This window comes from Sorangium sp. So ce426, from assembly GCF_051475585.1.
Classification (GTDB): domain Bacteria; phylum Myxococcota_A; class Polyangia; order Polyangiales; family Polyangiaceae; genus Sorangium; species Sorangium cellulosum_B.
This window is the reverse complement of sequence record NZ_CP150341.1, coordinates 1,972,747-1,996,287: the sequence shown is the minus strand read 5'-3', so window position 1 is coordinate 1,996,287 and position 23,541 is coordinate 1,972,747. Positions and strand designations below refer to the sequence as shown.

General features: G+C 71.8%; 20 protein-coding genes. 6 read left to right on the top strand and 14 right to left on the bottom strand.

Annotation, left to right across the window (positions count from 1 at the left end):
* Window positions 1-12: 12 nt before the first annotated feature.
* The 3 genes from WMF44_RS07520 to WMF44_RS07510 form a co-directional block, all read right to left on the bottom strand.
* On the bottom strand, window positions 13-1,131 hold the full coding sequence (locus WMF44_RS07520) for a DUF4185 domain-containing protein (protein WP_437298441.1): 1,119 nt from the start codon (window positions 1,129-1,131) through the stop codon (window positions 13-15).
* Window positions 1,128-2,645 carry a sensor histidine kinase gene (locus tag WMF44_RS07515; protein ID WP_437298440.1) on the bottom strand — a complete coding sequence of 506 codons (1,518 nt, stop codon included), beginning with the start codon at window positions 2,643-2,645 and terminating at the stop codon, window positions 1,128-1,130. Before WMF44_RS07515 ends, WMF44_RS07520 begins: the two co-directional genes overlap by 4 nt.
* A gap of 474 nt (window positions 2,646-3,119) precedes the next feature.
* A complete protein-coding gene (locus tag WMF44_RS07510) occupies window positions 3,120-3,590 on the bottom strand; it encodes a GNAT family N-acetyltransferase (RefSeq protein WP_437298439.1) in 471 nt (156 codons plus the stop codon).
* Between the two features lie 79 nt (window positions 3,591-3,669).
* Between WMF44_RS07510 and WMF44_RS07505 the strand changes: the two genes are divergently transcribed.
* From WMF44_RS07505 to WMF44_RS07495, 3 genes are all read left to right on the top strand, one after another.
* Window positions 3,670-4,443 carry an endonuclease/exonuclease/phosphatase family protein gene (locus WMF44_RS07505; RefSeq protein WP_437301540.1) on the top strand — a complete coding sequence of 258 codons (774 nt, stop codon included), beginning with the start codon at window positions 3,670-3,672 and terminating at the stop codon, window positions 4,441-4,443.
* Window positions 4,444-4,728: 285 nt separating this feature from the next.
* The gene (locus WMF44_RS07500) at window positions 4,729-6,393 is read left to right on the top strand and encodes a protein kinase domain-containing protein (protein WP_437298438.1); all 1,665 of its coding nucleotides are present in this window, start codon (window positions 4,729-4,731) and stop codon (window positions 6,391-6,393) included.
* Between the two features lie 134 nt (window positions 6,394-6,527).
* On the top strand, window positions 6,528-7,238 hold the full coding sequence (locus tag WMF44_RS07495) for a GNAT family N-acetyltransferase (protein WP_437298437.1): 711 nt from the start codon (window positions 6,528-6,530) through the stop codon (window positions 7,236-7,238).
* Between the two features lie 57 nt (window positions 7,239-7,295).
* On the opposite strand, the gene WMF44_RS07490 is transcribed toward WMF44_RS07495, so the two are convergent.
* Window positions 7,296-8,579, bottom strand: coding sequence for a DUF6896 domain-containing protein (locus WMF44_RS07490; RefSeq protein WP_437301539.1), 1,284 nt, complete (start codon window positions 8,577-8,579; stop codon window positions 7,296-7,298).
* Window positions 8,580-9,155: 576 nt separating this feature from the next.
* On the opposite strand from WMF44_RS07490, the gene WMF44_RS07485 reads away from it, so the two are divergent.
* From WMF44_RS07485 to WMF44_RS07475, 3 genes are all read left to right on the top strand, one after another.
* The gene (locus tag WMF44_RS07485; protein ID WP_437298436.1) at window positions 9,156-9,866 is read left to right on the top strand and encodes a DsbA family oxidoreductase; all 711 of its coding nucleotides are present in this window, start codon (window positions 9,156-9,158) and stop codon (window positions 9,864-9,866) included.
* 30 nt (window positions 9,867-9,896) lie between these two features.
* Window positions 9,897-10,811, top strand: coding sequence for a ribosome biogenesis GTPase YlqF (gene ylqF / locus WMF44_RS07480; protein ID WP_437298435.1), 915 nt, complete (start codon window positions 9,897-9,899; stop codon window positions 10,809-10,811).
* A gap of 198 nt (window positions 10,812-11,009) precedes the next feature.
* The gene (locus WMF44_RS07475; protein WP_437298434.1) at window positions 11,010-11,933 is read left to right on the top strand and encodes a DUF808 domain-containing protein; all 924 of its coding nucleotides are present in this window, start codon (window positions 11,010-11,012) and stop codon (window positions 11,931-11,933) included.
* A 28-nt stretch (window positions 11,934-11,961) separates the two neighbouring features.
* Here WMF44_RS07475 and WMF44_RS07470 read toward each other — a convergent pair whose 3' ends face one another.
* From WMF44_RS07470 to WMF44_RS07425, 10 genes are all read right to left on the bottom strand, one after another.
* Window positions 11,962-12,408 (bottom strand): DUF3037 domain-containing protein, encoded by a 447-nt coding sequence (locus WMF44_RS07470; protein WP_437298433.1) that lies wholly within the window; start codon window positions 12,406-12,408, stop codon window positions 11,962-11,964.
* Complete coding sequence (locus tag WMF44_RS07465; protein ID WP_437298432.1) at window positions 12,386-13,246, bottom strand: HipA family kinase; 861 nt, start codon at window positions 13,244-13,246, stop codon at window positions 12,386-12,388. The genes WMF44_RS07470 and WMF44_RS07465 overlap by 23 nt, the downstream gene beginning before the upstream one ends.
* A 287-nt stretch (window positions 13,247-13,533) precedes the next feature.
* Window positions 13,534-14,664, bottom strand: coding sequence for a hypothetical protein (locus tag WMF44_RS07460; RefSeq protein ID WP_437298431.1), 1,131 nt, complete (start codon window positions 14,662-14,664; stop codon window positions 13,534-13,536).
* A gap of 309 nt (window positions 14,665-14,973) precedes the next feature.
* A complete protein-coding gene (locus WMF44_RS07455; protein ID WP_437298430.1) occupies window positions 14,974-15,519 on the bottom strand; it encodes a dihydrofolate reductase family protein in 546 nt (181 codons plus the stop codon).
* Window positions 15,520-15,752: 233 nt separating this feature from the next.
* Window positions 15,753-17,060, bottom strand: a complete 1,308-nt coding sequence (locus tag WMF44_RS07450) for a hypothetical protein (RefSeq protein ID WP_437298429.1) — start codon at window positions 17,058-17,060, stop codon at window positions 15,753-15,755.
* Window positions 17,061-17,618: 558 nt separating this feature from the next.
* Entirely contained in the window at window positions 17,619-18,776 is a 1,158-nt protein-coding gene (locus WMF44_RS07445; RefSeq protein ID WP_437298428.1) for a hypothetical protein, read from the bottom strand.
* A 373-nt stretch (window positions 18,777-19,149) separates the two neighbouring features.
* Window positions 19,150-19,620 (bottom strand): hypothetical protein, encoded by a 471-nt coding sequence (locus WMF44_RS07440; RefSeq protein WP_437298427.1) that lies wholly within the window; start codon window positions 19,618-19,620, stop codon window positions 19,150-19,152.
* Between the two features lie 10 nt (window positions 19,621-19,630).
* Window positions 19,631-20,833: an MFS transporter gene (locus tag WMF44_RS07435; protein WP_437298426.1), complete on the bottom strand. Its 1,203-nt coding sequence runs from the start codon at window positions 20,831-20,833 to the stop codon at window positions 19,631-19,633.
* A gap of 45 nt (window positions 20,834-20,878) precedes the next feature.
* A complete protein-coding gene (locus tag WMF44_RS07430; protein WP_437298425.1) occupies window positions 20,879-22,132 on the bottom strand; it encodes an outer membrane protein assembly factor BamB family protein in 1,254 nt (417 codons plus the stop codon).
* Between the two features lie 29 nt (window positions 22,133-22,161).
* Entirely contained in the window at window positions 22,162-23,373 is a 1,212-nt protein-coding gene (locus WMF44_RS07425; protein ID WP_437298424.1) for a DNA polymerase IV, read from the bottom strand.
* Between the last annotated feature and the right edge of the window lie 168 nt (window positions 23,374-23,541).

Sequence of the window (23,541 nt, the reverse complement as noted above, 5' to 3'; positions counted from 1 at the left end):
AGCGCTCGCCGGTCACTTCAGCACGACGCGGACGAGCGCGAGCTCCGACCCGAACCAGCCGCTCGTCGGCCGCGAGTACGTGATGTACTGCACCCGGCCGCCGTCCTCCTCGTACTCCGCGTGGTGAACCGAGTCGTACGGCGCGCGCTCCTCGGGGGCCGTATAGAGGGTGGCCTCGTCCGACCAAGGGCCGGTGAGGTCCGGCGCGGTGCGCGCCACGATCCGGTGGTCGAACGGGGGCGAGTAAACCGCCAGCCACGCCCCGAGGTGCTCACAGTACGAGACGGACATGATGGGCGCGCCGTCGAACAGCTCCGCGGCATCCCCGGCGTCGTCGCTCCAGCCCTCGCCGTCGAAGTAACGGAAGGCCCCTCGATCGACGGGCGTCTCGAGCGGCACGCGCGCGAGGCTGCACGGCTTGGACAGGCCGCCATCGCACGCGAAGGTGTACAGGTCGTCGCCGTGGGCGACCAGCGCGGCACCCCAGCCTGGCTCGCCTTCCCCGAAGAGCAGGTCGGGGTGCTCGGCGCTCGCGTCCACGATGGGCCGCACCGGCGCCTCGTCGAGGCCCTCCCAGATCGCGAACGACTGGCCCACGCCGCGGAAGTTGAAGTCGCCCGGCTCCGCATAGATGAGGCCATACGGGATCAAAGCGCGGTCGCGCGCCGCGTCGAACACCGGCGCCCCGGGCCACACCGCCCAGCGAGCGCCGCACGGCGCCTCGGCGCAGTCATCGCCGGCGTGAGCGTCGTTGAACGCCTGCTCGCCCGCGGTGGGCGCGATGAAATACCCCGGCGCCCCCACGCTATCGGCCGGCGCGGAGAAGCCACCGATGCCGTCGGACGCGTCGAGATCGTCCGAGATGTCGAACGAGTTATGGTGCCAGTTCGTCCCTGCCTCATCAGCCTGCGTGAGCACGGTATCGCCATACACCCAGACCGACTTGCCCCACGCGACAGCGCTGTCCCCACCGTCGCGCCCTTCGATCCACGCCCCCTTCTCGACGACGCCGATCTCCTCGGCAGACGCGACGCCTGGCCCCGGCTCCCCGCCACACGCCGCGAGGACCAGATGCACGATGACGATGGGTACAGAACGCGGGAGCGTGAGGGATCGGCGTGGGGAGCTCATGACGCCATCATCCCACGGCAGGGGACGGCGCAGCTCACCACGTGCTCGATGGGCAGCTCGACGACGAAGGTCGAACCCATGCCCAGCGCGCTCTCGACCCGGATCGAGCCGCCGTGGGCCTCGACGATCTGCCTGGTGATGAAGAGGCCGATGCCCACCCCGGCATAGTCGCGCGACGAGACGGCGCGCTCGAACCGCTCGAAGATCCGCGCCGTGTTCTCGGGGGCGATGCCGATTCCATGATCGCGCACCGCGATCACGGCCGTGTCCCCGCGCCGCTGTACGCTGACCTCGACCGGGGCGTTCGCTCCATACTTCAGCGCATTGGACACGAGGTTCGTCACCACCTGCTCGATCCGCAGCGCGTCCCAGCGACCGAGGATCTCGCGCTCGACGCGCAGAGACAGCGAGCACCCCGCCTGCGCCAGCACCCCCCGGAGCGGCTCGACGGCCTGACACACCACCTCGGCGAGATTGACCTTCTCCGGCTCGAGATCGAGACGACCCGCCTTGATGCGCGACAGATCGAGCAGCTGATCGACGAGCCGCGTCAGCCGCGCGACCTGTCGAAGGCTCCCCTCCACCGCGCGGACGGTGCGGTCGTGCTGGAGGGGCGCCGGCTCGTCGCCGCCGAGCCTGCGCTCCAGCGCCTGCAGCGTGAGCTGGAGCGCGGCGATGGGCGTCCTGAGCTCGTGGGACGCGATGGAGAGGAACTCGTCCCTCTCTCGGACGGCAGCCTGGGCGGCCTCTTCGCGGAGAGCGAGTCGGCCGCGATCTTCCACGGCCCTCCCCCGATCCCGGTCGATGCAATCCAGCGCGGCAGCGCTCTTCCAGATGTGGCGCACGATGAGGACGATGCAGCCGACGACGAGGAGCGACGACTCGAACGCCGAGTCGTAGAGGCCGAGCTTCCGCCCCTTCACGATCACCCAGCCGAGGACGAACGGCGCGCCGAACGCGGCGAGAATCAGGCGGCGTGCCATCACGCCGCCTGCCCCCGCGCTCATCAGCAGCTCGACGCCGCTCAGCTCGGGCCGCGCGCACAGGACGCCGGCAGACAGCACCAGAAAGAGCAGCGCCGTATGCAACGCCATCTCGGTCGTCGCTCCGACGCCATAGAGATATCCGACCCCGAGCACGTATCCGAGCACCGCCAGCTGCCCGATCAACGCGATCGGCACGACCGTCGCGAAGAGGAGCCGGCGCGCGCGCCGCGCCTTCGCGTCGAGGAGCCACAGCGCCGAGCCGAGGAGGAGAAAGCAGATGGCCGTCGTGATAGCCATCCTTCCGAGGTGAGGGGTGCCGACGGCGCCCGGCCCCTCCCGGAAGAGAATTTGATCGACATGGAGCGGCCGGTTCAGCGCGTATTCCAGGAAGGTGAGCAGCCCGACGACAGCGACGCCCCCGGCGCACGCCCGTGAAAGGCGGCGCGTCCATGAGCTCGATCCCGCGCGGCGGTGGAGCCACAGCGACGCGGCGGCGGCAAGGAAGGCCAGCGCCGTGTTCGCCTTCATGGTCACGAAGGTCGGATGAACACTCTTGAGCGTCTGAACATCGAGCCACCAGCCCCAAAGGACGGCCCCGGCGGTCACGGCGGTGACGGCGCTCGCGGCTCGTGGGATGATCCCAATCCAGCCGAGCAGAGGTGAACCAAGGCGTTCGCGCGGGCAGCCAGGCCCGTCCAATCCGCCGCTTCGCCCGCCCGCTTTCGACATCATCAATCAGGTAGATTGTCTTCGAACACCGCGATGCGCAACGTGCGGTAGAAGGCACACGCTGCTTTCCCGTCACGCCTCCCAGCGCCGCGCTCTACGAGTTTTTTTTTGCATCTTCGGGTCTGCGATCGGTACAGGGGCAGCCCAGGCGAAGCGGCGGGGTCCGCCCGGCCGCGGATGGAACGGCAGAGGTCGCGACCTGCTGTGGCGCGCCGAGCACGCCAATGGCCGCCGCCATCCCCGGCCGGACTTCTATCCGCAGCGCCCGCGGGCTCAGGCCATCCGCCGGACCATCCTCGTGTGCGGGATCCCCGCCTCGTCGAAGATCGGCCCCTCCTCGACGAAGCCGAGCTTGCGATAGAACGCCGCTGCAGCGACCTGGGCGTTCAGGACCAGCGCGCGCGCGCCCTCGGCCCCGGCGACGCGGATCGCCTCCTCCATCAGCCGCCGCCCGAGGCCCGCGCCGCGAAGGTCTTTCCTGACGGCGACGCGGCCGACCTTGAGCGCGCCCTCGTACGGCAGGAGCCGCATCGTCGCGACGACCTCGCCGCCGTCGAGGACCACGAAGTGCCGCGCGACGGGGTCGAGCTCGTCGATCTCGATGTCCTCGGGCACGGACTGCTCGACGACGAAGACCTCGCGCCGGAGGCGGAGCGCGGCGGCGTAGAGCGGCGAATCGCTGTGGATCGGGAGGACGCCGCCGGCCATGCCCGCTTCGTGCGCCGTCTCGGGCGCCGCGTCCACCCGATTCAGCGCGCCTTTTGGCTGCTCCGCGCAGACGCCCCGGCCTCGGAGGAGCTAGCCTGATCGGACCGTGAAGATCATGACCTTCAACATCCTCTTCGGCGGCGAGGATCGGTTCGAGGCGATCCTCGCGATCGTCGCCGCCGCGCGCCCCGATCTGCTCGTCCTCCAGGAGTGCGTGGGCTGGGAGGACGGCGCCCGGCTCCGGGCCGTCGCCGAGGCGATCGGCGCGCCCGCCGGCGAGCGGCACGCCGTCCTGGGCAACGCCAACCCGCGCCCGAACGGGAGGCGCAACCACGTCGCCGTCGTCAGCCGGGCGCCGCTCGCCGGCGCGCGCGTGCACGCGCCCGAGGCGCTGGCCCACTGCCTCGTCGAGGTCGAGCTCTCGCTGGACGGCGAGCCGCTCGTGGTGCTCGGCACCCACCTCAACGCCGGCAGCGAGGATCGCCGGCTCACCGAGGCCCGCTGGCTGCTCTCGCTCGTGCCGCCGGCCCGGTTCGCCGCGGGCCTCTGGGCGCTCGCCGGCGACCTCAACGCGCTGTCGCGCCGCGACCCCTACCCCGCGGACCTCGGCGCGCGCCTCGCGGCGGCAGGCATCGAGAAGTACGGCAGTCCGCCGCGGTTCGACACGATGGATGTGATCGAGGCGTTCGGCTGGGCCGACGCCCTGATCCAGAGGCCGCGTTCCTCGCGCTGGTTCACCGCGCTGCGCGGGCGCGACGGCGCGCAGGTGGAGACGCGGACCGACTACGTGCTGCTGTCGCCGCGGCTCGCCGGCCGGCTCGCGCTGGCCGACGTCATCGACGTCGGCGCCGCGTCCGACCACCACGCGGTCATCGCCGAGCTCTCCTGACACCGCGCGCCGCGCGGAGGTTCCGTCCACGCCTCTGCAACTGCAACAGCGAAGCACCGTTCGCTCAGCGATCCTCACGGCGAGCGCGGCGGCGGCAGCGCCCGAGCAGTGGCCCGAGCGGTGGACGGATCGCGGGTGTGACCGGGTCGAACCGGGACGACGCCACTGGAACAGCACACGGTGCGATGTCTTCGGCTCGCCAGCGGCCGACGACATGATTGAATCGGCGGTATCGCGCGCGACCCGCGCGGGGGGCTCCGGTACGCAAACGCTTCGGTCCGCGCCATGGATTCACCCTACGGCCTGCAAGCTGGCAGCATCATCGGCGGCGACTTCGAGGTCGTGCGCCCGCTCGGCTCGGGCGGCACGGGCAGCGTCTATCTCTGCCGCCAGCACAGCACCGCGCGCCAGCGCGCCGTGAAGGTCATGCACCCGGTGCGCGCCGTCGACCCCGAGGAGCGCCGCCGCTTCGAGCGAGAGGCGCGAGCTCCTGGGCTCATCGGGTCGCCGCACATCGTCGAGGTGCTGATCGCCGGCGTCGACGGCGTGACGGGCCTGCCCTACCTCGCGATGGAGCTCCTCCAGGGCGAGACCCTCTCGGCCTGCGTCGCGCGGGCAGGCCCGCTCCCGCTCGCGGAGGCGCGCCGCGTCCTCGGGCAGCTCGGGCGCGCGCTCGAGGACGCGCACGGCGCGGGCATCGTTCACCGCGATCTCAAGCCCGAGAACGTCTTTCTGGAGGAAGCCGGCGACGGCGCCGCGCCGCGGGTCAAGCTCCTCGATTTCGGCATCGCCAAGATCATCGCCGACGCGCGCGCCTCGCTGACGGCCGCCGTCGGCACGCCCCTCTGGATGGCCCCCGAGCAAGCGCGCGAGAGCCAGGGAGCGCTCCCCCAGAGCGACGTCTGGGCCTATGGGCTCCTCGCGTTCTTCGTCCTCACGGGCAAGCCCTTCTGGCAGGGCCGAGATCTCCCGGCGCTGCTCCGGGAAATCCTGTTCGCGCCCATCCCCACCGCGAGCCGGCGCGCGGGCGAGCTCGGACTGCCGCCCTTCTTCGCCGGATTCGACGCCTGGTTCTCTCGCTGCGTCGAGCGCGACCCCCTCGCCCGGTTCACCAGCGCGTCCGCGATGTGCCCTGTCCTCGATCGCCTCCTCGACGGCGCCGCGCGCGTGGCGTCGACCGCGCCGGCGTCGACCGCGCCGGCGTCGACCGCGCCGGCGTCGCGTCGCCGCACCTCGCTCCCGCCGCCGGAGGCGTCGCTCGGCGCCGCGGCGGCGCGTCGCCGCAGCTCGCTCCCTCCGCCCGAGGCCTCCCCGGCCGGCATGGTCACGGCGAGGCCGCCTGCCCCGGTCGCCGCCTGCTTCAGCAGCACGCTCGCGGCCCCGCCGCTCAGGGACCACGACGATCCCGCCCCGCCCGCGAGCTCGCCGCCGCCGCGCAGCGAGGGGGGAAGCAGGGCGACGAGGCCTTTCCTCCACGCGCTGGACGAAGATCACTGCGTCGCCACCTGGAAGGGCCTCCTCTTCCAGATCTGGCGCCGGCACACAACGGCAGCCGCGGTGAGCGAGGTCCGGAGCATCCTGCGCGAGCGCGGCAGCGAGCTGCAGGCGACGCTGGTCATCCTCGAGAAGAACACCGTCCCGGCGGGGCGGGAGGTCCGCAGCTCGCTCGCGGAGCTCTCCAGGGAGCTCGCGGCCCACGGGATGTGCGCCGCGCTTGTGTTCGAGGGCCACGGCTTCAAGGCGTCGCTCGTGCGCAACGTGGCCATCGAGTTCATCCTGCTGAGCCGCTCGCGGCTTCGTTACGAGGTGTTCAGCACCATGGACGACGCCGTCGCCTGGCTGATGCGCAACCGCCCGACGCGGGACTGGCTCAGGGAGCTGCCGGGGGTCACGGAGGCCCTCCGCCGCGAGGTGGCGGCGCACGCGGCGCGCGCGTCGCACATGCCCTGATCGGCCGGCGACGTGGGAAGGGATCGAGGACGAGGTGGCGGCGGCGATCGCGGCGCAGTAACACGTGGCGGGCGGCGCCCGGGGCCGGTGCCGCCAGCGAACCACCTTGCGGAGAGAGCGATCCCGTGGAGCACATGAATTCTCTGATGCAGCCGATCGGCCACCCCCTCCCCGGCTGGACGCCGCGGCCGCTGCCGCCGCGCGAGATCCTGCTCGGGCGCACCTGCCGGGTCGAGCCGATCGACCCCGAGAGGCACGCGGCGGACCTCCATGCCGCCAACCTCGCGGACGCGGAGGGGCGAGGCTGGACCTACCTGCCCTACGGGCCCTTCGCGACCCTCTCGGACTACCGCGCCTGGATGGACGCCACGTGCCTGGGCGACGATCCGCTGTTCCATGCGATCATCGACGCGACGACCGGTCGGGCGGTCGGCGTCGCGGCGTACCTGCGGATCGACCCGAAGAGCGGCGTCATCGAGGTCGGACACCTCAGGTATTCGCCGCTCCTTCAGAGGACGCCTGCGGCGACGGAGGCGATGTACCTGATGATGCGGCGGGCGTTCGACGAGCTCGGCTACCGGCGCTACGAGTGGAAGTGCGACGCGCTCAACGCGGGCTCGCGGGCGGCGGCGGCGAGGCTCGGGTTCCGCTTCGAAGGCGTGTTCCGGCAGGCCGCGGTGGTCAAGGGGCGCACCCGCGACACCGCGTGGCACGCGATCATCGACAAGGAGTGGCCGGCGGCGAAGGCGGCGTTCGAGCGCTGGCTCGATCCATCGAACTTCGACGGCGCGGGCCGCCAGCGGCAGAGCCTCTCCGCGCTGATGGGCGTCCAGGAGCGGGGGTAATCGCGGCTTGCGTGAGACTGCCCCTTTATCGATATCGCGTGCGCGGAGTCCTGCCTTTCATCCCCACACCACGCGGTCGAAGTCCGGATCGATCCCCGGTCGGGTCGCGTCGGCCCAGGCGCGACGTTCCTCGATCTCGTGCTCGAGCGACTCATCGGCGCAGGCCTCCTGGATCTCCTCCCAGCCATAACCCGGGCCCTCCGTCGTCCGCAGGACGTGGGTCTGCGTCCAGCGCGCGACCGCCGCGCGCGCCTCGTCCGATCCAATCCACGAGAGCGCGGCCCGCACGGAGGCCGATTCCTCGAACGTGGAGGCGCCGTCCAGCGCGAGCACGAGCTCTCGAAGGCACCACGCCTGACCGAGCGCCGCGAGCGCCGCGGCGACGTCCGTCCGGACCGCGGGCGTGCTCGATCGCAGCCCCCGGCGGAGCGCGGCGAGCGCGTGCGGAGGCGCATGCTCGAGGAGCAGCAGGGCAAGCTCGCCGAGGAACGGGTTGCCCAGGTAGCCCTCGACGACCTCGACGCGCGCGAACGCCAGCACCACCTCGACCGCGCGATCGCGCTCGATCCCCCGGCGCAGCAGGTACCGGGCCGCGGCGTGCACGGCGTAGGGGTGATGCAGCGCCGGATCCGCGCGGGCGAGCAACCTGGCGACCGCCGGGCAGACGGGGTAGTCGGGGTGTACGTCGAGCCGCTCGATCGCGTGCCCAGAGGTCGCGTTCACCGACGCGTCGATCAGCCCCGCGCACACATCGACGAACTCCGCCGGCTCGAGCGCTGCCTCGAGGGGCTCGATGAACGCGCTTGCCGTCGCCTCGTTCGCGATCCCCGCGAGCAAGTACCGCTTGTAGGCCTCGCGCTGCGCGGCGGCTCGCGCCTGGGCGGCCGCCGAGGGCCGCTCGACGGCGAGCAGCTCGTGATCGCCGAGGTGCTCCGCCCAGCGAGCGCGGAGGGACGCGTCGGAGAAGTCGATCGCGGCGAACGCCCCGGCGTTCTCCTCGATCTCGGGGACGACGCGGAAGACGTGCCGATGCTCGTTGCGGACGAGCAGTCCCTCCCGGGTGAGCTCGCCGATCGCGGCGGCCATGGCGTCAGCGGTCGGAAGGAATGCGAGCAGGCGCCGCTCGGGGAGCGCGGGGTGAGGGAGGCTCAGGATGCGCTGCGTGAAGAACCAAGCATCGATCGTGAGGCCGTCATCGCCGTGATCGTCGACGTCGATCGTCTCGCCGTCGGGTGCGGTCAGGCAGAGGCCGATGCCGTGAAAGTAAAACTTCCAGCCCGGCATGCCCGGTACGTCGCCACGGCGGGAGGCACGAGAGAGGCGGTCACGCTGGACCCGCACCAGCCAGCGCTGCCGATCGACCTGCCGCGCGAGCGCCACGAGGAGCCACGCGTGCCACGGGTCAGGAGGCGGACCGGCGGCGACCGAGCCCGCGGCCAGGGCGGAGCTAACGGCAATAAGGACGGGATGCACAGGCGTCTTCGTGACGCAGCTGAGCGTGCGCGGCAAGGCTCATCCAGGAGGCGACACATCACCTCCTTTCAACGCTCGCGCGCATCGCTCAGCCAAAGCATGTATCTCCTGAGCGGCTTGACACACCGCGCCGCTGTCGAACCCCGGCTCGATCACTGGTTGATCCGCTTGACGATTTCGAGGTTATCCATCGAGAAATCAAGAGCCTCTCAATGTCCATCACGCCTCTCCTCATCCAGTTTCCCACTCACCCCTTACACCAGACCCCAGATGCCGTCGCGGAGGTATCCGCCTCGCACAGGCGAGCGTACACGGGAGGGCTCGGCGCTCCACTCGGCTCTCTCCGGCGAGCTCGACCCCTCCCCTGCCGCCGCGCCGGCGCACCTCCCGCCCGCGACGCACGCCGCCTGGCCGGAGGCGCCGCGCGGCCCTACCTTGACCGCCATGAAGAAGCTCCGTGTCGATGTCTGGTCCGACATCGCGTGCCCGTGGTGCTACGTCGGCAAGCGCCGGCTCGAGGCCGCGCTCGCCAGGTTCCCGCGCCGCGATGCCGTCGAGGTCGTCTGGCGTGCGTTCGAGCTCGACCCCTCGGCGAAGCGCGTCCTCGACACCGAGGTCTCGTACGCCGGGCGCCTCGCGAAGAAGTACGGCGTGCCCGTCGCCAAGGCCGAGGCGATGATCCGGCAGATGACCGAGGTGGGCGCGGCCGACGGCCTCGATCTCCGCTTCGACAAGGTCCGGCCCGGCAACACCTTCGACGCGCACCGCGTGCTCCACCTCGCGGCCGAGCGCGGCGTCCAGGACGCCGTGAAGGAGCGGCTGCTCCGCGGCTACATGACCGAGGGCGAGGCCATCGGCGAGCCGGAGGTGCTCGCGCGCCTCGCCGGCGAGGCGGGGCTCGACCCGGACGAGGTCCGCGCGGCGCTCGCGGGCGACGCCCACGCGCGCGAGGTGCGGGCCGACGAGGCCGAGGCGCGCGCGATCGGCATCACGGGCGTCCCCTTCTTCGCGTTCGGCGGGCGGTACGGCGTCTCCGGCGCGCAGCCGGCCGAGGCCCTCCTCGGCGTGCTCCAGAAGGCGTGGGACGAGGCGGCGGACGCGCCCGAGCAGGCGCTCGCCGAGGGGGCGGCCTGCGGCCCGGACGGGTGCGCGTGACCCGCCGGGCGTGATAGAGCTGCGCGGCGGATGTCGATCCAATGGTATCCAGGCCACATGACCAAGGCTCGGCGCTCGATCGCCGAGTCGATGCCGTCGCAGGACGTCGTCATCGAGGTGCTCGACGCCCGCATGCCGCTGGCCAGCGAGAACCCCGTCCTCGCCGAGCTGCGCGGCCAGAAGCCGTGCATCAAGATCCTGAACAAGAGCGATCTGGCGGACCCGGCCGTCACCACGGCGTGGCTCCGCTACTTCGAGGCGGAGCGCGCCGCGCCGCCTGACGAGGCCGACCGCGGCGCCTCACCGGGAGGAGGCCAGGTGCTCGCGATCGCGATCTCCGCGACCCAGTCGTCCGAGGCGCGGCGCCGGATCCCGGAGCTCTGCAAGCGCCTCGCGCCCCCCAAGAACGGCCCCGGCAAGGTGGTGCGGGCCATGATCGTGGGGATCCCCAACGTCGGCAAATCGACGCTCATCAACGCGCTCATGGAGCGCAAGGTGGCCAAGGTCGGCGACGAGCCCGCGGTCACGAAGAGCCAGCAGCTCGTCACCTTGAAGACCGGCATGGCCATCTCCGACAACCCGGGGATCCTCTGGCCCAAGATCGACGACGAGGCGGCCTCGTTCCGCCTGGCCGTGGGCGGGGCGATCCCCGACACGGCCATCGATTACCAGAGCGTCGCCCTGTTCGCGGCGGGGTACTTCCTGCGGCGCTACCCCGAGCTCCTCGCCGCCCGCTACAAGCTGAAGGAGCTGCCGGAGACGGCCGCCGCGCTGATCGAGGAGATCGGCCGCCGCCGCGGCTGCCTGCGCAGCGGCGGGTCGGTGGACCTGCACAAGGCGTCGGACATCCTGGTCCACGACTTCCGCGCCGGCCGGCTCGGGCGCATCAGCCTGGAAGAGCCGCCGGGGCTGGAGTCGCCGTCGGGGATCGAAGAGAGCGCGTGAGCCACGGGGCGGCGCCGCCGGCCAGGCTGGCCGATCGACGCGGGCGCCCAGGATCTTCGATCCGAAGGCCGCCGGCGCCCGCTACCATGCCCACCGCGACGGCTGCGCTGCGGCGCCGCCCGTGACGTTCGCCACGTTCCACACGCTTTCTACGCTCCCTACGCTCCTACCCCATTCACCCGACGAGGATCTCACTCCATGGCCGGAAGCAGCCTGCTCGCCCTGATCGACGACATCGCCACCGTGCTGGACGACGTTGCCGTGCTGACCAAGGTGGCCGCCAAGAAGACCGCCGGCGTGCTGGGCGACGATCTGGCGCTGAACGCGCAGCAGGTGACGGGCGTCACCGCCGACCGCGAGCTGCCGGTCGTGCTGGCCGTGGCGAAGGGCTCGATGCTCAACAAGGCGATCCTGGTGCCGGCGGCGCTGGCGATCAGCGCCTTCGCGCCCTGGGCCGTCACGCCCCTGCTGATGGTCGGCGGCGCCTTCCTCTGTTACGAGGGCTTCGAGAAGGTCGCCCACAAGGTGCTGCACAGCAAGCACGAGGACGAGGCGCACCACGCCGAGCTCGTGCAGGCGCTCTCCGATCCGAAGATCGACCTCGTCGAGTTCGAGAGGGACAAGATCAAGGGCGCGGTGCGCACCGACTTCATCCTGTCGGCCGAGATCATCGCGATCACGCTGGGCACCGTGGCGGCGTCGCCGTTCGGCACGCAGGTCGCCGTGCTGACCGGCATCGCCCTGCTCATGACCGTGGGCGTCTACGGCCTGGTCGCCGGCATCGTGAAGCTCGACGACGCCGGCCTCTACCTGAGCCGCCAGAGCGGCGGTCTCCAGCAGTCGCTCGGCAGCGGCATCCTGAAGGCGGCGCCCTGGCTGATGAAGGGCCTGTCGGTCGCCGGCACGGCGGCGATGTTCCTGGTCGGCGGCGGCATCCTGACGCACGGCGTGCCGTGGCTGCACCACCACATCGAGGACATGACCCAGGGCGCCGGCGCCGTGCTCGGCGCCGTGGTGCCGTCGCTCGCCAACATGATCGTCGGCGTCGCGGCCGGCGCGGTCGTGCTGGGCGTCGTGACCGCGGTGAAGCAGGCGATGAAGCGCGAAAAGGACGGCCACTGACCTGGAGCGCGGGCTCGTCCCGCGCCGATCAGCCCTGTCCGGATCGCGCTGGCATCACCAGCGTCGCGACCAGCCGATCGAGCGCCGCGGCCGGGTCGGCGCCGAGGCCCGCGTGCACCCGCGAGGGCTGGACGACGGTACTCGCCGGGGACACCACCCAGCCGAAGCGCTCGACCTGGGGGAGCTCGGCGACGTACCCGCACGCCCGATCGCCGGCGCAGACGCGGCGGATGAAGTCGAGGTGGCCGCGGACCGCCTCCAGGTCGAGGTCGGGCCAGAGGGCGAGCAGGCGCCGCTCGTCGGGCGCGACGCGCGCGTCGAGGAAGCCCCGGGCGCGGCAGAAGAGGACCACCCCGACGTTGACGCGCTCGCCGCGCTCCACGCGCGGGACCACGCGCAGCACGGCGTAATCGAACGGGTCGGCGGCGTCGACGTCGCGCGCGCCCGGAGGGCTACCGGCGGGCACGGGCTGCATCGAGCGCCTCCTCGACGAAGCCCCGCGGCGACGCGAGGCGGTGGGTCAGGTAGGCGGCGTACGCCGCGCGCCGCGCCGCGACCGGCGCCGCGTCGGTCTGCGGCGCCTCGGCCACGTCGGGCGAGAACGCGGACCGGCGCTCGCCCGAGGGCCGGGCGCGGGGGTCCTGGTCGGCCAGCCACGCGTCCGGGATCGCGGCGACGATCCCCGCGATGCGCTCGGGTGTGAGCCGGGCGCTCAGCGCGGCGTCGGCCGCGGCGAGATCGCCCGCGAACGGGAGCAGGACATGGCTCTTGACGAGCGGGAAGCGGTCGTCCGCGTCGGCGCGCGGGTCGGTCGCGTCGGTCCAGGCGTGGTGCACATAGAGCGCCGCGCCGTGGTCGATCAGCCAGAGGCGGCGGTGCCACAGGAGCAGGTTGGGGTTCTTGGGCGTCCGGTCCACGTTGCTCGTGAAGGCGTCGAACCAGACGACGGCGGCGGCAAGCGCCGGGTCGATCGCCGGGCCGGCGAGCGGCTGGAAGGCGAGCGATCCGGGCAGGTAGTCGAGGGCGAGGTTCAGGCCGGCGCTCGCCGAGAGCAAGTCGGACAGCTCCGGATCCGGCTCGGCGCGCCCGAAGGCCGGGTCGAGCTCCATGAAGACGATCTCGGGCACCGGCAGCCCGAGCGCGCGCCCGATCTCCCCGGCGACGAGCTCCGCGATGAGCGCCTTCGGCCCCTGGCCGGCGCCGCGGAGCTTCAGGACATAGAGCCCGTCGTCGTCGGCCTCGACGAGGGCCGGCAGCGACCCGCCCTCGCGGAGCGGGGTGACGTAGCGGGTCGTGTGGACGGTTCGGATCATGCTTCAGCAGCGTGGTGGGTGGCGGGGGAATTCCCCCGCCCCGCCGGACAGATGGGACCGCCAAGGCGCCAGGAGACGCCAGGATTCTTGTGTTTTTCTTGGCGTTTTTGGCGTCCTTGGCGGTTCAAAAGACCCCGCCGTCGGCCAGAGCCCCGGCAGTTATGTGAGACGGGGAAGCTGGGTCGAGCTGGAGCGCGCCGGGAAGCGCGCCCTCGATGATCGATGAGGCGGCCCGGGCGCTCGCTCCGCGCAGCAGCGCGAGAGCGAGCGCCGCAGGCCCTCGTGGATCACTCGCCGAGGGGACCGAGGGGATCCAGCCTCGAGCCTGTCACGGGCTGGTAATCGCCGACCTGGAAGCTCTGCAGCCCGTCCGTGAACAAGAACGGACCGACCACATGAACCACCTCGCCGCTCGCGCCGCCGCCAGCGCCGCCCTCACCGGTCGCGCCGCCAGCGCCGCCAGCGCCGCCCTCACCGGTCGCGCCGCCAGCGCCACCCTCACCGGTCGCGCCGCCAGCGCCGCCCTCACCGGTCGCGCCCGCCGAGCCGCCCTCACCGGAGGCACCCGCCGAGCCGCCCTCACCGGTCGCGCCCGCCGAGCCGCCCTCGCCGCTCGTGCCACCAGCGCCGCCGTCACCGCTTGTGCCACCAGCACCGCCGGCGCCACCCTCGCCGCCCGCGCCGCCGGCACCACCCGCGCCGCCCGAACCGCTCGTGCTGGCCGGCCTCGTGACGGTGATGGAGTCGATATAGACGATGGTCGGGTTGGCCCAGGGCCCCTCGGCACCTGCGTCGACCTTGACGCCGATACGCTTCACCTGGGTCGCCTCGAAATTCCCGCCAGCAGCGGCATCGGCCGCATCAGAGGCATCGACGTCGATGGTGAGCTCGGTCCACTCTTTCAGCTCGCTGAAGCCCGTCCACGCCCAGGGGACACCCACCCAGCTCTGTGCATTGCCGTTCTGCACGAAGACCTGCAGACCACCGCCGGTGGCGGCATGAGCCTTCACACGGAACGTGACGGTAGCGCCGGTCAGGTCGACCAGCTGAGCGAAGTCGAACTGGAACAGCGTCCCCGTGGAAGCCGTGGTGAGCGGCACGGCCAGCCGGGCGCAACCCGAGCAGCTCTCCTCCGGACCGGGCCCGATGTCGGGGGCGCCGCCGCCTTCGCCGCCTTCGCCGCCGGCGCCACCATCGCTGCCGCCCGCGCCGCCTTCGCCCCCTTCACCGCCTTCGCCGCCGGCGCCACCATCGCTGCCGCCCGCGCCGCCTTGGCCCCCTTCGCCGCCGCCCGAGCTGCTGCTGGTGCTCGGCGTCGTCGTGCTGGAGCTGCTCCCGCCGCCCGCACCGCCCGCACCGCCGCTGCCGGTGGTGTCGTCATCGCCGCAACCCGTCATGGCGAATGCGCCGACCAGCATCCCGCACATTGCCAAAGAAAGAACTGATCTCATCCTGACCCTCTCCTGATGTGCACCACGAGGCCACGCAGCCCGGGCCGCCGTTCGCCATGGCGGTTGCTACCGCCCGCCAGCTCCTCCGAGCCAGCCGCGTGGCGCAAAGCTACCCTGGGCAGAAATTTTTCTCAACAGGCCGAACGCGTGAGCCCGGCAACCAGATGAGCCCCATCGAGGCGCGGCGCTCAGCGCCTGCCCGACAAAAGCCCCGCGGCGAGCCCGACGGCGGCGTCGCGACGAAATCGTGCCGCACGCCCTCGCCGGCGCGGCCCCTCAGGCCGCGCTCCCGCGCTTCACGTCGTACCGGAGGAGCGAGACGCCGTTCGCGTACGACGTCGCGCCGAGGAGCGCCAGCTCGACCTTCCTGGTGCTGCCGCCGAAGAGCCGGACCCCGTGCCCGAAGACGATGGGGTTCACCTTGAGGACGAGCTGATCGATGAGGTCGTGATCGAGCAGGAAGCCGGCGAAGGCGCCGCCCCCGCAGAGATAGATATCGGTTCCGTCGCCCTCCTTCAGCCGCTTCAAGGCCGCGATCTCGTCACGGTCCACGACCTCCACCTCGGCGCCCTCGCCGAAGCGGAGGGTCTTCGAGAAGATGTAATGTGCCATGTGCGGATACGCTCGCTTCCCGGGGACGAGCCCGAAGGGATAGCCCCACTCGTACGTCCTTCGCCCCATCACGACGGTGTCGTAGCCCTTCAGGCGCTCGACGTAATCGGCGGCGTGCTCTCCTTGCATCACCAGGCCGTCCACCGAGCCGTCCTCGTGCGAGATGAAGTTGTCGACCGTCACCGCGACGTCATAGACGATCTTTCTCATTCGAATCCTCCTTGAAACGCTGTCCTGAGCTCGCTGTGGGTCGGTCCATCGAGCGCGCCGGGGCTCGGCGCGTCGAGGCCATTCTCATCGCGCAGCTCGCGCCGGCGCAACCAGAGAAAGCTCGCCGGGGGGGCTGTCGAGCCCCTCCGGCTGGCGTTCACGAGTTCAGGCTGTTGGATGCTCTGGCGCGCCTCGCTGCGTCCGGTGCAGCGTGCTCCCCGGCTGGCCCGGGATCACTCGGCGATGTGGGTCAGCAACGAGCCGGCCACCGGCATGTAGTTGCCGATCACCATCGGCTCCGCGCCGGTCGTGAACTCGAACGGACCCACCACGTGGATCACCTCTCCACTGGAGCCGCCGCCTTCGCCGCCCGCGCCGCCGGCACCGGCCGAACCGCCTTCGCCGCCCGCGCCGCCGACACCGGCCGAACCGCCTTCGCCGCCCGCGCCGCCCGCGCCGCCGACGCCGCCTTCGCCGCCCGCGCCGCCGACACCGGCCGAGCCGCCTTCGCCGCCCACGCCGCCCACGCCGCTCTCGCCGCCTTCGCCACTGGCGCCGCCCACGCCGCTCTCGCCGCCGGCGCCACCTTCGCCGCTCCACCCGCCGGCGCCGACGTCACCGCTCGTTCCACCGGCGCCGCCCACGCCGCTCTCGCCGCCGGCGCCACCTTCGCCGCTCCACCCGCCGGCGCCACCCGCACCTCCGGCGCCGCCCTCGCCGCGCTCGCCGCTCGGTGCGGCGCCTCGCGCGGCGCTCGGAGTGCCGGGTTTCGTGACGGAGATGGAGTCGACGTAGACGACGGTCGGGTTGGTCCAGGGCCCGGTGCCGCCCGCCGTGAGCTGAAGTCCGATCAACTTTACCTCCGTGCGTTCGAAGGAGGGCTTCGACCCGGCCAAGGCGTCGACATCGATCGTGATCTCTTGCCAGTCTGCCAGCCCGGCGATCGGATTCCACGAGTAGCCGATGTTCGCATAGAACCGGTCCGCCCCGTTTTGCACGAACGGCTGCACGCCGCCGCTGGTGCCGGCGTGGGTCTTCACACGGAACGTGACCGTGCTCCCCGTCAGATCGACCACCGAGGCGAACTCGATGAAGAACTGCGTCGCGGTATTCGCGGTCGTGAACGGCACGGACAGCCGCGCACAGCCGGAGCAACGCTCCTCCGGGACCGAGCCGCCGCCGCCTTCACCCGAGCTGCCGCCGCCTTCGCCCGAGCTGCCGCCGCCGCCGACACCCGGGCTGCTGCCGCCGTCGCTCGAACCACCGCCGCCGTCTCCCGAGCCACCACCGCCGTCGCTCGATCCGTTGCCGCCGTCGCCCGCACCCCCGCCGCCATCCGCGTTTGAACCGCCATCACCCGCGCCGCCGCCGCCGTCAGAGCCCGAGCTGGTCGAGCTCGACGACGTGCTGGAGGTGGACGAGCTCCCGCCGCCCGTCCCGCCCGCGCCGCCGCTGCCTGTCGACTCGTCATCACCACAACCCGTCATGGCGAACGCGCCGACCAACACCCCGTACGCCGCGAAAGAAAGAACTGATCTCATCGTGACCCCTCCTGGATAGGCCCCCGCGAGGCTGCGCGGCCGAGGCCGCCGTTCGCCGGAGCGGCTCTCATCGCACCCGATCTCTGCCGAGCCAGCCCCGCAAGCAGCGACATTATCCTGGACAGACAACTTTCTCAACAGCCTGGACGTGCGAATCCGTCACCAAGAGTCAACGCGCTTGGCATCGCTCGGCGCTGGCGCCGCTGCGAGCGCGGCAGCCACATGAGACCACCTGCGGAGTCGAGCAAAGCGAGGCGCGGCAGCCACATGAGACCACCTGCGGAGTCGAGCCCGAGCACAGCGCGGCATCTCGAGAGCGCAGATCAGCGTTCTCTCATGCCAATCGCTTCCTCAGCGACCGTCGTCACCGCGACGACGCCGCCGACAGCGCACCTCGTTCATTCAAGGCACCTCCGGACGCGGCAGCGCGCTCGGCTCGTCGAGGTTGCCGAGCCCCTCGCCGTCGCGTCCGGAATCGTCGTCAGATCGGTGCAGCTCGATGCTTCAACACGTCTCGTGGACCTCCCTGACGAGCGGGCGCCACAGGATAGCCAGGGGTCACTGGGCGACGTGGGTCACCGTCGAGCCTTCCACGGGCTGGTAGTCGTTGACCACCATCGGCTCCTCGCTCGTCGTGAACTCGTACGGACCCTTCACATGAATGACATCGACGCTGGAGCCGCCGCCTTCGCCGCCTCCGCCGCCTTCACCGCCTCCGCCGCCTTCACCGCCTCCGCCGCCTCCGCCGCCTCCGCCGCTCGCGCTGCTGCTGCTCGCGCTGCTGCTGCTCGCGCTGCTGCTGCTGCTCACGCTGCCGCCGCCTTCGCCGCCTTCGCCGCCTTCGCCGCCCGCGCCTCCGGCCCCGGCCACCCCACCCGCGCCTCCGGCGCCGCTCATACCCCCCGCGCCGCCTTCGCCGCTGGTGCCGCCCGCGCCGCCATCGCCGCTGGTTCCGCCAGCGCCTCCGGCGCCGCTCATCCCCCCGGCGCCGCCTTCGCCCCCGGCGCCTCCTTCGCCGCGCTCCCCGCTAGAGCCAAAGAAGAAGCGCTGGCTGCTCGGAGCCCCTTCGCCTGTGCCGGGTCTCGTGACCGTGACGTAGTCGACATCGACGACGGTCGGATTGGCCCAGGGCCCCGTGTTGCCCCCCGTGATCTGAACCCCGATCATCTCCACCACAGTGGGGTTGAAGAATGAATTCGCCGGAGCCAGCTCGTCGACATCGATCTTGATATCCGTCCACTCTCCCAGCTGGGCAAGCGCGTTCCACGAATAGCCGATGTTCGCATAGCCGAGATCGCCCCCGTTCTGCACGAACGGCTGCAGACCGCCGCTCGTGCCGGCGCGGGTCCTCACGCGGAAGGTGACGGTCGCGCCGGTCAGGTCGACCTTCTCGTGGAAGAAGATCATGAACTGCGTGGCCTGCATCGCCCTCGTGAGCGGCACGGAGAGCCGCGCGCAGCCAGGGCAGCCATCGCCCGGATCAACGACGCCTCCACCCACACCGCCGCCGGCACCACCACCTGCGCCGCCCTCACCTGTGGTCGCTCCGCCGCTCGAGCTGCTGGTCGCGCCGCCCGTGAGGCCCGACGATGTGCTCGGCGGGAAGGGGAAGCCCCCGCCCGTACCGTCCTGGCTCGCGGGGTTGTCCGTGCAACCCATGACGGCGAACGCGAAAACCAACAACCCAAACCCCGCCGCAGAACGAACTGTTCTCATCCTAGCCCCTCCTAGATCCATCCCGCGAGGCCCCGCGGCCAATGCCGCCGTTCGCCTTCAGCGGCTCCGACCGCGCCCGAGCTCCTCCGAGCCAAACAGCACGGGACGAGACTATCCTGGACAGAGCAACTTCTCAACAACACGGACGTGCGGATCCGTCGTTACAGTTCAGCGCATTTCGCGATCACCGACGCCGGCCCCAATGCGCGTGAAGAGGCCACATCATGCCACCTGCGAAGTCGCTTCCGGAGCGCGGGCGCCCGCCGGCGCCAACGGCTGAGCGTCCCTGGCAGCTCGGCCGTGGTGCGATGTCGAGGCGACGGCGGCGCGCGGCGCCCGTGGCGAGGCCCCATCGGTCATCGGGGCGCAGGGCTCAGCGCCCGCCCGACGACGGGGCCGCGGTGGGGTGGAGTAGCATCATGGCAATGGCGATCACATAAAACGAGAGGCCGACCAGCAGGAACGCGATGGCGACACGGTAGATCGTCGTCTTGCGATCGCGGTAGGCGAGCGAGGCGAAGAGCCAGCCGCGCAGGTCGTCGCCCGGTTGCTGGGTGAGCCAGCGGATGTGCTGCACACCCCAGACGATCAGGGTCGCGGAGAGCAGGACGATCGCCACGCCGGCGATGATCAGCCCCTGCGCGTGGGGGCTGGTGCCGGCGATGAGGCGGCCGGAGAAGCCGGTCGTGGTGATGACGATGCCGCACAGACCGATGAGCACCTGGGCGCGGTTGTGAAGGACGGCGAACTGCCGCTCCAGGACCCCGTGGATGACGTCCCAGGACCCGGCGCCGACCAGCTCGACGAGCCGGCCCACCTCTTCCTCTCTCGCGATCTTCTTCATGACAGGCGCCCTAGCACCGCGGCGCCCGCGCCTCATCACGCCGCGCCGCGCGCGCGACGAACAGGCCGAACGCCGCGCTCGTCAGCGCGACGAGGAGCGCGCCCGAGGCCCACAGCACGGGGCGGTGCCCGTAGCGATCGACGCCCATCCCCACGACGGGCCCGAGCAGCACGAAGGCGAGGCGGAAGAGGAAGCTGCGGAGCGAGACGCAGCTCGCGCGATCGCCGTCGGGCGCGAGGCGCTGCTCCTCGTGGTGGAGCAGCGGCATGTGCAGCCCGCGCACGAGCGCGAGCAGGAAATAGAACGCGACCCCGAGCACGTGGCGCGAGAGCGCGAGGCCGAGGTACCCGGCCGCCACCAGGACGACGCACGCGAGCAGCGTCCCCGTCATGCCGAGGCGGCGGCCGGCGCGCTCGCTCAGCATCGAGCCGAGCGCGGTGGTGAAGCTCGCGACGGCCCACATGGGGCCTACCCACGCGACCGGGGCGCCGGCCTCGGTCGCGTACAGCGCCATGAGCCACGTCGGCAGGTACGACGCGAGCGCGAGCGCGACGCCGAGCAGCAGCACCGCGCGGAAGTCGGCGCGCTCGAACAGCGCGTCGCGCACGATCGCGCGCATGCGGCCCAGGTGGTCCTCGACCTTCGGCTCGGCGCGCCGGGTCTCGCCGAACCGGAGGGCGATCCCCGCCGCGAGCGCCCAGGCCGCGGCCTCCATCGCGAACGGCAGGCGCGACCAGCGCGCGTAAAGGAAGCCCGCGGCGAGCGCGGCGCTCCCCGAGGCGACCTGCGCGATCGAGCGCATGCGGCCGTACCAGCGGGCGAACTCGTGCTCTTTGCCCTGCTCTCGCAGCGAGTCGAAGAGGAGCGCGGAGTCCGCCCCCGAGACGAGCGAGAACCCGACGCCGAGCACGAGCTCGGCGAGCAGCACCGACCAGAGCCCGCGCGCGAGCGCGTAGAGGACCCAGCCGGCGAGGATGCAAAAGGAGGCGATCACGAGCGCGCGGCGGTGGCCCAGGCGATCGGCGATGTAGCCCGACGGGAACTCGAAGAGCGCGATGCTCAGGCTGAACGCGCCCTGCACGGCCATCATGGTGGCCACGCTCATGCCGATGTCCTGCGTCCAGAACAGCGGGAAGATGGCCGCCGGGAACATCAGCGACTGAACGCCGTGGTAGACGCAGATGCGCCAGGGGTTCTGCTGGACGGACGACATGACGGGGAGCCCTTGGGCCCGCGCTGCCGCGGGCGCGCCGGACGCCTAGAACTCGGTCCCGATCATGTACCTGAGCTGCCCCGTCTTCAGCGAGAACACGTAGAGCGCCGTCCAGCTGGCGAAGAAGACGTCGTTCGCCGAGATCGCGATCCCGGCCGAGGTCTGCGACTTCTTGTGGACCTGCACGTCCCACAGCCGCTTGCCGGTGGCGGCCTCGAAGCAGGCGAGGCGCGTGCCTTCCCTGAGATCCTTCATGTCATAAGGGACGGCCAGGAACCCGCCTTCATAGGCCCCCACCTCCACCCCCGTGGCCTTCGTCGTCAGCGGGTCGACGCCGGGCACCACCGTCGTCCAGAGGACCTTCTTCTTGTCCACCGCGGCCACCATGCCGACCCGGCTGCCCTTGCTCCGGGCGCCGAGCAGGAACCGCGGCCCGGGCCCGCTCGGGATGATCGCGGCGCTCACCGACATGCCCTCGACCTCGTTCGACCCGGGCAGCCCGAGCTCGTCGAACTCGTGCCAGCGGGCGAACCGATAACCGGGCGCCTCTTCCTGGATCGAGCTCGGAACCGCCTTGCAGGCCGCGTTCTTCGCGAGCTCGCGCCGCTGCCCGGTCGCCGGATCGAGCCCGTGCTTCGCGTCGTCCACCGTCTCGACGACGATGACGCCGTCGCCCTGGCACAGCCGCCTCGCCTTCTCGCCGAGCAGCGCCGACCACGACGGCGTCCCGGTGCGCAGGTCATAGGCCTGCGCCTTGCCGAGCGCGTCGATCGCGATCAGGCGGCCGGAGACGATCGCGCGCCGCGCCTCGTGGTTGGCCGCGTCCTTGGTGAGCGCCGCCGTCCTCCAGATCGGCTTGCCGTCGCGCCCGTCGTAGGCCGCGATCCACTCCTCGCCGGCGGGGACGTTGCTCTTGCCGATCACGTCCGGCGCACCGTCGCCGTTCACGTCGGCGAGCATCGGCCGATCGCTGAAGTACGTCTTCGGCCCGATGCCGAGGAGCGGCGACGACCGGCCCTTGGACGGCCCCGACCCGCTGAACATGAAGGCGCCGGCGGCCCCGCCGGCCACGACCATGGCCATGACGACCGACATCACGACGACCCCCGCCGCGTTGCTGGACGGCGGGGCGACCCGGACGACGTGCATGCCCTGCGGGATCGGCGCGGTGGTCGGCTTTCTGCCGCGATCGATGAGCGACCGCGCGCCGCAGTACTGGCAGGTGACTGCATCCATCGCCGGCTGGATGGGCAGCGGGGCGCCGCAGCGCGGACACCTGGAATCGACGATCCGAGCCATCGTCCCACTCTACACGAGCTCGAGACTGTCTATTTCTTCTTCTCGCGCTCGGCCGGGACCACGCGCGGCGCCGCGCGGCCCGAGGGCGGGGGCTCCAGCAGCGCCGCGCGGGTGAGCCCCTTCCCGCCGAAGCGCTCGGCCACCTCCGCCACGACGCCCTCGAGGCGGCGGCGGCGCTCGGAGGCGACAGGGAACAGGCTCAGCGTCGGGCCGCCTGTCTCGCTCGTCAGGTCGCTCGCGGCGACGCCGACGAGCCGCACGGGTCGCGAGAGATCGAAGCGCGAGAGCAGCCCCTTCGCGCAGGTGTAGATCGAGTCCGTGTCGCTGACCGGCTCGGACAGCGTCGTCTGGCGCGTCCGCAGCGTGAAGTCCGAGTACTTGAGCTTCACCACCACCGCGCGGCAGGACAGGCCCGCCTTGAGCAGGCGCCGCGCCACGCGGCCCGACAGATCGAGCAGCCAGCGCTCGATCGGCTCCCTGCCGCGGAGGTCCTCCTCCACGGTCTCCTCCGCGCCGATCGACTCCGCCGCGCGGCCCGGGACGACCGCGCGCTCGTCGACGCCCGCGGCGAGCAGCCGCACGTGCTCGCCCCACGCGGGGCCGAGCAGCTCGTGGAGGCGCGGCGCGGGGCAGCGCGCGAGATCGCCGATGGTCGCGAGCCCCGCCGCGCGCAGCCGCTCGGCCGCGCGCGGGCCCACGCCCCACATGCGCTCGAGCGGCAGCGGCGCGAGGAAGGCGGCGACGTCGTCGGGGACCACGACGAGGCCGTCGGGCTTTCGCAGATCGCTCGCGATCTTCGCGGCGAACTTGCAGGTCGCGACGCCGGCGGAGGCCGTGAGCGCGGTCTCGTCGCGGATCGCGCGCTTGATCTGCGCCGCGATCGCCTCGCCGTCGCCGAAGAGCGCGCGGCTCGCGGTCACGTCGAGGAACGCCTCGTCGAGCGACAGCCCCTCCACGAGCGGCGTGAAGCGGCGGAAGATCCCGAAGACCTGCGCGCTCACCTCGGCGTAGCGGGCGTGCCGCACCGGAACCACGATCGCCTGCGGGCAGCGGCGGAGCGCCTCGACCATCGGCATCGCCGAGCGGGCGCCCGAGGCGCGCGCCTCGTACGACGCGGCCGCGACGACGCCCCGCCGGGAGGCGCCGCCGACCAGGACGGGGCGGCCTCGCAACGAGGGATCGTCGCGCTGCTCGACCGACGCGAAGAACGCGTCCATGTCGATGTGGAGGATCTGTCGCATCGCGGGGCGCCAATCGCACCCGAGAAGCGCGCCGGGATCAACCGGCGCCCGCGGGACCAGGGGCCGCGGGGCGATCGTGCCGGCGGTCGCGCGCCGCTCCGGAGAATGCCCGCCTTCATGCCGAGCTTGCCTGGGTGCGCACGCACGCGGTACACCCGAACGAGAGGC